The sequence below is a fragment of the Pseudomonas sp. P7758 genome, from assembly GCF_013386485.1.
Taxonomy (GTDB): domain Bacteria; phylum Pseudomonadota; class Gammaproteobacteria; order Pseudomonadales; family Pseudomonadaceae; genus Aquipseudomonas.
In genome coordinates this window covers 1-7,546 of record NZ_JACARS010000124.1, presented here as the reverse complement: position 1 = coordinate 7,546, position 7,546 = coordinate 1, and the positions used below count along the sequence as shown (strand labels likewise).

The window sequence follows — 7,546 nt, the reverse complement described above, 5'->3', positions numbered from 1 at the left end:
AGCGGAACCAATACAAGCCATCACCCAAATAACGGATATGCCCCCTAACCCAACAACGCCCGAGCAAACTCATCAGACGCAATAAAGTCCATGGCCTTGCGCAACTCGCAAGCCGCCTCAGCCCCAAACACCTCATCAAACCGCACCGCCATCTGCCTGGACACCACCCGCGCCTCTTCGTATTTACGCTGCCCCGCGTCGGTCAACAGCACCCGCCGGCTGCGACGGTCCAACTCATCCACCCGCAACACCACAAGCCCATCCCGCACCAGCGGCTTGAGCGTATGCCCCAGGGCCGACAAATCCATCACCAACGACTGCGCCAGGTCGCGCATCTTCGGAGCGTCCCCATTGGCGATGTGGTTCATCAGCGAATACTGGGTGGCCTTCAGACCAAACGGCGCAAACGCCTCGTCATAGATCTGCGCCATACGACGGGACGCGCGCCGCACGGCTCCGTTGGAACAGGTGCTCGGGCTATTCAGGACAGGCGGTGCGCATTTCACAGGCTGATCACTCGCTACAGATCAAGGGTTAACCGAACGTTAATCCGGCAAGATGAATATTGACACATGCTGCAACAAATTAGTTGCGTATGCCACTAAACGCTATATCGTGGCATATGCCTCTATTTTGACCGGATGTCAGTGCAGTTGGCCCGGAACACAGACGGGCGGGGCAGGAGGGAAGCGCTGTTCGGTACCTCCTTCAGTCATCAACTTCCTGTCTGGATCACATCTATGCTCAACCTCGTGCGCATCGCATTGCGGCGCCCCTATACCTTCCTGGTATTGGCTATTTTCATTCTGATTGTGGGCCCGCTCGCGGCCTGGCGTACACCGACCGACATCTTCCCCGAAATTCGCATCCCCGTGATTGCCGTGATCTGGCAGTACACCGGCTTGCCGCCCGACCAGATGGCCGGCCGCATCACCTCGCCGTTCGAGCGGGTGCTGACCACCACGGTCAACGACATCCGCCATATCGAGGCGCAATCGCTGAACGGCTACGGAATCGTCAAGGTGTTCTTCCAGCCGGGAGTCAACATCAGTACGGCCAACGCGCAGATGACTTCGGTGTCCCAGGCCATCCTGCGTCAACTGCCGCCGGGCACCACGCCGCCGCTGATCCTCAACTACAGCGCCTCGACAGTGCCGATCGTGCAGTTGGCCTTGTCCGGCAAAGGCCTCAGCGAACAGAAACTCGGTGACCTGGGCCTCAACACCGTGCGCCTGATGCTGACCACGGTGCCCGGTGCCGCACTGCCATACCCGTTCGGCGGCAAGACCCGCCAGGTGCAGATCGACCTCGACTCCGCACGCATGCAGGCCCGTGGTCTCTCGGCGCAGGACGTGGCCACTGCCCTGGCCACGCAGAACCTGATCACCCCGGTGGGCACGCAAAAGATCGGCAGCTACGAGTTCAACCTGCAACTGAACAACTCGCCGACGGACTTCCACGACCTGGAAAACCTGCCGATCAAGACCGCCGACGGCACCACGGTGTTGATCCGTGACGTGGCCACGGTGCGTGACGGCAACCCGCCGCAGACCAACATCGTGCATGTCAACGGCAACCGCTCCGTGCTGCTGCCGGTGCTCAAGACCGGTTCGGCGTCGACCCTCGGGGTGATCGCCGGGATCAAGGACAAACTGGCCGACAACAAAGGCGCCTTGCCGCCCAACCTGAATATCGACCTGATCGGCGACCAGTCGTTGTTTGTGCGCTCGGCGATCAGCGGCGTCGCCCGTGAGGGGATCATAGCGGCCGCGTTGACCAGCCTGATGATCCTGTTGTTCCTCGGCAGTTGGCGCTCCACGGTGATCATCGCCACGTCGATCCCATTGGCCATCCTGTCGTCGATTGCCACGCTGTCGGCGCTCGGCGAAACCCTCAACATCATGACCCTCGGCGGCCTGGCATTGGCCGTGGGGATCCTGGTGGATGACGCTACGGTGACCATCGAAAACATCAACTGGCACCTGGAACAGGGCAAGCCGGTGGAGACGGCGATCCTCGACGGCGCGGCGCAGATCGTCACGCCGGCGTTCGTGTCGCTGCTGTGTATCTGCATCGTGTTTGTGCCGATGTTTTTCCTGGAAGGCGTGGCGCGCTTCCTGTTTGTGCCGATGGCCGAAGCGGTGATCTTCGCGATGATCGCCTCGTTCATCCTCTCGCGAACCCTGGTGCCGACCCTCGCCAATTACCTGCTCAAGCCTCACGAACATCATGCGGACGGTACGCCGGTGGTGGCGCCGTCGAGCAACCCGCTGGTGAAATTCCAGCGCGGGTTCGAGCGCCAGTTCGAGGCGTTTCGCGGGGTTTACCACGGGGCACTGGAGAGTGCCTTGCACCACCGCCGTATCGCGGTGATCGCGATGCTGGCGTTCGTCGCCGTGTCGTTTGCGCTGGTGCCATTCCTGGGTCGCAACTTCTTCCCCGACGTCGACTCCGGGCAGATCCTGTTGCATGTGCGTGCACCGATCGGCACGCGGGTCGAGAGCAATGCGCGGCTGGTCTCGCAGATCGAGAACACCATTCATAACGTGATCGAGCCCCGGGAGCTGGCGGCCATCGTCGACAATATCGGCCTGGCCATCAGCGGGATCAACGTGGCCTACAACAACACCGGCACCGTGGGTTCACAGGACAGCGACATCCAGATCAGCCTGAAAGAAGGCCATCGTCCCACCGCCGAATACATGCGCGAACTGCGGGAGCGGCTGCCCCGTGAATTCCCGAATGCGGTGTTCTCGTTCCCGGCTTCGGACATCGTCGGGCAGATCCTCAACTTCGGTTCTTCGGCGCCGGTGGATGTGCAAGTCAGCGGCAATAACCTGCCCGCCAACTTCACCTACGCCAGCACGTTGCTGCGGGAAATCCGGCGGGTGCCGGGTGTGGTGGATGCGCGTATCCAGCAGTCGCGGCAACTGCCCACGTTCAAGATCGATGTGGACCGTACCCAGGCCCAACTGGTGGGCCTGAACGAGCGCGACGTGACCAACAGCCTGGTGGTCAACCTGGCGGGTTCCAGCCAGGTGGCGCCGACGTTCTGGCTCAACCCGGCCAACGGCGTGTCTTATCCGATTGTGATGCAAACCCCGCAGTACGGCCTCGACACCCTGGCCGCCCTGCATAACCTGCCGTTGAGCGGCAGCCCCGGTTCGGCGCAAGACCAGACCCTCGGCGGCCTGGCGTCCATCGAACGCAGCCACGCGAACTCGGTGGTGACCCAGTCGGACATCCAGCCGGTGGTCGAGGTGTTGACCGCAATTCAGGGCCGCGACCTCGGTGCCGTTGCCGCCGACATCCAGAAGATCATCGCCGCCCACGCCAGCGAAGTGCCCACCGGCTCCAAGGTGCTGTTGCAGGGCCAGGTGCAAACCATGAACGCGGCCTTCAGTGGCTTGCTGTTTGGCCTGCTTGGCGCGGTGGTGCTGATCTACCTGCTGATCGTGGTCAACTTCCAGTCGTGGGCTGACCCGTTCGTGATCATCACCGCCTTGCCGGCGGCGCTCGCGGGCATCGTGTGGATGCTGTTCATCACCCACACGCCGCTGTCGGTACCGGCGCTGACCGGGGCGATCATGTGCATGGGCGTGGCCACCGCCAACGCCATCCTCGTGGTGAGCTTTTGCCGCGAACGCCTCGCGGTGCACGGGGATGCGGTGCAGGCGGCGCTTGAAGCCGGCTTTACCCGTCTGCGCCCGGTATTGATGACCGCGATTTCGATGATCATCGGCATGGCGCCGATGGCGCTGAGCCTGGGGGAGGGCGGCGAACAGAACGCCCCGCTGGGCCGCGCGGTCATCGGCGGGCTGGCCTTCGCCACCATTGCCACGTTGTTCCTGGTTCCGCTGATTTTCAGTCTTGTGCACGGGCGGCGTCAGCACGCCACGCTTGCGACCACCGCCACTCAAGGGGTTTGACATGTCTGCTTCCGTTTCCAATCCGGGTTCGCCCCGCCGTAAATCCCGTGGTCTGCTCTGGCTGGTGCTGGGGCTGGTGGTCCTGGTTGCCGTGGTGGTATTCGGCATCGGCGTGCGCGCCAGCGAATCCCATGACCTGAAAACCTGGACCGATGCCCAGGCGTTGCCCAGCGTGATCCTGATCACCCCGAGCGTGCAGCCCCAGGGTCCGATCCTGAACCTGCCGGGGCGTCTTGAGGCGTATTCGCGGGCGTCGATCTTTGCCCGGGTCAATGGCTACCTCAAGACCTGGAACGTCGACATCGGCGACCACGTGAAGGCCGGGCAACTGCTGGCCGAAATCGACACGCCGGAGCTCGATCAGCAACTGCTGCAAGCCAAGGCCGTGCTGGCTTCGGCCCAGGCCGACGAGTCGCTGGCACAGACCACCGCCAAGCGCTGGCAGGCAATGCTTTCGTCGGACTCGGTGTCGCGCCAGGACGTGGATGAGCGCACCGGCGACCTGACTGCCAAGCAGGCCAAAGTGGTCGCGGCCAGGGCCAACGTCGACCAGTTGGTTGCCACCAAGGGCTTCCAGCGCTTGACTGCGCCGTTCGCCGGCGTGGTCACTGCACGCTCCACCGATGTGGGGGCGCTGATCAGTGCCGGTGGTGCCACCGGCAAAGAGCTGTTCGCGGTCTCCGACGTCAGCCGCCTGCGGGTGTATGTGCAGGTGCCGCAGTCGTCGGCGCCGCAGATCCAGGTGGGCACCGTGGCGCGTCTGAGCGTGCCGGAGTATCGCGGTGAAACCTTCAACGCCAAGGTGATCGCCACTGCCGATGCGGTGAACGCCGCGTCCGGCAGCACCCTGGTGCAACTGTTGGTGGACAACCCCGGCAGCCGCCTGCTGCCGGGCGGCTACACCAGCGTGCAGTTCACCTTGCCGGTGCAGACCGACGTGCTGCGCCTGCCTGCCAGCGCCCTGGTGTTCGATGACAAGGGCATGCGCGTGGCCACCCTCGACGCGAATAATCATGTGCACTTCAAGACCGTGACCATCGCCCGGGACTTCGGTGACAGCGTGGAAATCGGCAGCGGCCTGGTCGCCACCGACCGCGTGATCGACACCCCGCCCGACGGCCTGGCCGACGACGATTCGGTGCAGCTGGCCGCCAATCCTGTGGAGGCCAAACCCCATGGCTAAGCGCACTTGCCTGGTATTGGTCGCGACCCTGGGCCTGGGCGCCTGCCATCTTGCGCCGCCGCTGGACGTGCCGGAGGTACCCATTGCCGCGCAGTTCCATACCCAGGGACCGTGGACCGTCGGCACGCCGAACGACCAAGCAAGTCGCGACGGTTGGTGGCACATCTACAAGGACTCGCAACTGGATGCGATGGAGCAGCAGTTGCTGCAAAGCAACCCGGACTTGAGCGCGGCACTGGCTCACTATTCCCAGGCCCAGGCGTTTTTGGCCCAGGCGCAATCCGGGCTGTTTCCAAAGCTGATCGGTTCCAGCAATGCCCAGCGCATTCGCCAGTCGGACACCCGGCCACTGCGCTCGGCCAGCCCGCCGAATGTTTACGATTCCGGGACAGTGGGGGTAGAGCTGGACTATGAAGTCGACCTCTGGGGCCGTGTGCGCGACACCGTTGCCGCCGGCACCAGCGACGCCCAGGCCGCCAAGGCCGACCTGGCCTCAGTGCGTCTGAGCTTGCAGGCGCAATTGGCCGACAGCTACATCCGCCTGCGTGGCATCGACCGGCAAGACCAGTTACTGCAGGAAACCAGCGATGCCTATGCCAAGGCTTTGAGCCTGACCGAAGGCTTGCACGGCGGCGGTATCGTCTCCGGGCTGGACGTGGCGCGGGCGCGTACCCAACTGTCGACGGTCAAGTCGCAGCTGAGCCAGAATTTGGTGCAGCGTGCAGTGCTTGAACACTCGATAGCGGCGATGCTGGGTGAGTCCGCATCGACCTACGCGATTGCCCCAAGCGTCGCGGATATCGCCTTGCCCGGCGTGCCTACCGGTGTACCGTCTACGCTGTTGCAGCGTCGGCCGGACATCGCCGCTGCCGAGCGCCGGATTGCCTCGGCCAATGCACGCATAGGGGTGGCGAAAGCCGCTTGGTTCCCGGCCCTTACCCTGAGTGCCCAGGGTGGTTTCCAGAGTGATGAATTCGCGCACTTGTTGAGCGCGCCCAACATTTTCTGGGCAATTGGCCCGTCGCTGGTGGGGACGATTTTTGACGGCGGCGCGCGCCAGGCCGGGGTGGACAGTGCCAAGGCGGCAACCGATGAAGCCGCGGCCAAGTATCGTGGTGTAGTGTTGACCGCGTTCGAGCAGGTGGAGAACAACCTCTCGATCATCTCCGGGCTCGACACCGCCCTGGTTGACCAGCGCGATGCGGCGGCAGCCGCGCAGTACGCCGAGGACTTGTCCCTGGCCCGCTATCGCCAGGGTGGCGCGGCGTACCTGGACGTGGTGACGGCGCAGGTAGCGTCGTTGCAGGCACAGCGCACGGTGCTGGATCTGCAGACTCAACAGTTAAGCGCCAACGTAGGGCTGATCAAGGCACTGGGTGGCGGCTGGAATATGGCCCAACTGGCCCAAAAGAACCTGTAGGAGCGAGCTTGCTCGCGAAGGTCGTCGACCACACCGCGGGCATCCTGAAAGAACACGGCGCCCTCGAGTTTTTCGCGAGCAAGCTCGCGCCTGCCGTTAGTTGTTGTGAACATTGAATCCAAGGAGTAGTGGCATGACTGATTACGTACCGCCAAAAGTCTGGACCTGGAAGACCCAAAACGGCGGCACCTTCGCCAGCATCAACCGGCCCATTGCCGGCGCGACCCACGACAAGGAATTGCCGGTAGGCCGTCATCCGTTGCAGCTGTATTCGTTGGCAACGCCCAATGGCCAGAAGGTCACGATCCTGCTGGAAGAGCTGCTGGCCCTGGGTCACAAGGGGGCGGAATACGATGCGTGGTTGATCAGGATCGGTGACGGCGACCAGTTCGGCAGCGGCTTCGTCGGGGTCAATCCGAACTCGAAGATTCCCGCGCTGCTGGACCGCAGCGGGCCCAAGCCGATTCGGGTGTTCGAGTCGGGTGCGATCCTGCAGTACCTGGCCGAGAAGTTCGGCGCGTTCCTGCCCACCGAACCGGCGGCCCGTGCCGAATGCCTGTCGTGGTTGTTCTGGCAGATGGGCAGCGCGCCGTACCTGGGCGGTGGCTTCGGGCATTTCTATGCCTACGCGCCGACCAAGATCGAATACGCCATCGACCGCTTCGCCATGGAAACCAAGCGCCAACTGGACGTACTGGACAAGCAATTGGCCGAGCACGAATACATTGCCGGGGATGAGTACACCATCGCCGACATGGCGATCTGGCCGTGGTACGGCGGCCTGGTGAAAGGCCGCTTGTATGAGGCGGGGGAGTTTCTCTCGGTGCAGGATTACAAGCACGTCGTGCGCTGGGCCAATGCCATCGAAGCGCGGCCGGCGGTGCAGCGTGGGCGCCGGGTCAACCGCGTGTCGGGCGAGCCGTCAGAGCAACTGCGCGAGCGGCATGAGGCGTCGGACCTCGACCTGCACCGTTGATAGAGCTGGCAACCCACACCTTGTGGCGAGGGGGCTTG

At 63.5% G+C, this 7,546-nt stretch carries 5 protein-coding genes; 4 read left to right on the top strand and 1 reads right to left on the bottom strand.

What is annotated here, in order from left to right:
- Positions 1 to 44: 44 nt before the first annotated feature.
- Positions 45 to 431, bottom strand: a complete 387-nt coding sequence (locus tag HX873_RS24195) for a MarR family winged helix-turn-helix transcriptional regulator (protein WP_003207888.1) — start codon at positions 429 to 431, stop codon at positions 45 to 47.
- Between the two features lie 309 nt (positions 432 to 740).
- Here HX873_RS24195 and HX873_RS24190 point away from each other — a divergent pair, with 309 nt between their 5' ends.
- The 4 genes from HX873_RS24190 (at position 741) to yghU (ending at position 7,508) form a co-directional block, all read left to right on the top strand.
- On the top strand, positions 741 to 3,929 hold the full coding sequence (locus tag HX873_RS24190) for an efflux RND transporter permease subunit (RefSeq protein WP_008433261.1): 3,189 nt from the start codon (positions 741 to 743) through the stop codon (positions 3,927 to 3,929).
- Position 3,930: 1 nt separating this feature from the next.
- A complete protein-coding gene (locus HX873_RS24185; protein ID WP_177020675.1) occupies positions 3,931 to 5,112 on the top strand; it encodes an efflux RND transporter periplasmic adaptor subunit in 1,182 nt (393 codons plus the stop codon).
- Positions 5,105 to 6,532: an efflux transporter outer membrane subunit gene (locus tag HX873_RS24180; protein ID WP_087692933.1), complete on the top strand. Its 1,428-nt coding sequence runs from the start codon at positions 5,105 to 5,107 to the stop codon at positions 6,530 to 6,532. The genes HX873_RS24185 and HX873_RS24180 overlap by 8 nt, the downstream gene beginning before the upstream one ends.
- A gap of 133 nt (positions 6,533 to 6,665) precedes the next feature.
- On the top strand, positions 6,666 to 7,508 hold the full coding sequence (gene yghU / locus HX873_RS24175; RefSeq protein WP_008433268.1) for a glutathione-dependent disulfide-bond oxidoreductase: 843 nt from the start codon (positions 6,666 to 6,668) through the stop codon (positions 7,506 to 7,508).
- The last annotated feature ends 38 nt before the right edge of the window (positions 7,509 to 7,546 follow it).

Bases quoted from the DNA above. Each gene is read 5' to 3' on its own strand.
- HX873_RS24190 (WP_008433261.1), top strand. From the start codon at position 741: ATGCTCAACCTCGTGCGCATCGCATTGCGGCGCCCCTATACCTTCCTG.
- HX873_RS24185 (WP_177020675.1), top strand. From the start codon at position 3,931: ATGTCTGCTTCCGTTTCCAATCCGGGTTCGCCCCGCCGTAAATCCCGT.
- HX873_RS24180 (WP_087692933.1), top strand. From the start codon at position 5,105: ATGGCTAAGCGCACTTGCCTGGTATTGGTCGCGACCCTGGGCCTGGGC.
- HX873_RS24195 (WP_003207888.1), bottom strand. From the start codon at position 431: ATGGCGCAGATCTATGACGAGGCGTTTGCGCCGTTTGGTCTGAAGGCC.
- yghU (WP_008433268.1), top strand. From the start codon at position 6,666: ATGACTGATTACGTACCGCCAAAAGTCTGGACCTGGAAGACCCAAAAC.